This window comes from Paracerasibacillus soli (assembly GCF_042432965.1).
Classification (GTDB): Bacteria; Bacillota; Bacilli; order Bacillales; family Amphibacillaceae; genus Paracerasibacillus; species Paracerasibacillus soli.
In genome coordinates this window covers 1-712 of record NZ_JBHLWL010000048.1, presented here as the reverse complement: position 1 = coordinate 712, position 712 = coordinate 1, and the positions used below count along the sequence as shown (strand labels likewise).

General features: G+C 38.8%; 2 protein-coding genes. Both read right to left on the bottom strand.

The window, feature by feature from the left end; all coding sequences use genetic code 11:
• Nucleotides 1-445: DNA cytosine methyltransferase (locus ACFFIS_RS13410; protein WP_390187959.1), on the bottom strand; the 445-nt coding region annotated here is incomplete at its 3' end.
• Nucleotides 438-712 (bottom strand): DNA methyltransferase (locus ACFFIS_RS13405; RefSeq protein ID WP_390187957.1); only part of this gene is annotated, 275 nt, incomplete at its 5' end. The genes ACFFIS_RS13410 and ACFFIS_RS13405, both read right to left, overlap by 8 nt.

Here is a 712-nt window from a genome sequence, read left to right as displayed (position 1 = left end):
CAACTTTCTCGGTCTTGACCTTACAGAATTCCTCGATGACACTTTTGAAGTCTTCTCCTTTATTTGAGGAGAAGGCTCCACAGACATTTTCCCACACTGCATATCTTGGATATTCACCATTTGTTTTACACCTCATTTCCTTTATAATTCGCATCGCTTCATAAAATAAAGAGGACTGACTTCCGTCTAGTCCTGCACGTTTTCCTGCAATTGATAGATCAGTACATGGTGAACCAAAAGTGATAATATCAACTGGTTCAACCTCTGCACCATTAATTGAACTAATGTCCCCTAAATGTTTCATCTGAGGAATTCGTTTTGATGTAACCCGAATAGGAAATGGTTCAACTTCAGATGCCCACTTTGGTTCAATCCCACTAATGATACCTGCAAGCGGAAACCCCCCAGAACCATCAAAAAGCGAACCTAAAGTAAGTCTACGCACTTTCACTCACCTCAAGTTCGCTATAAGCAATCTTTTTATTATTTCGAATAACATACACATCTTCATCTGTACCAACTTGTTCAATGTATCTCTTCGCAATCACATCACAGAACTTTTCGTCTAATTCAATCATGTAACATATTCGGTCGGTTTGTTCAGATGCGATCAAAGTTGAACCAGATCCACCAAACGGGTCAAGTACAATACTGTTTGTTAAACTTGAATTCATGATTGGATAAGCAATTAAGGCAATTGGTTTCATCGTTG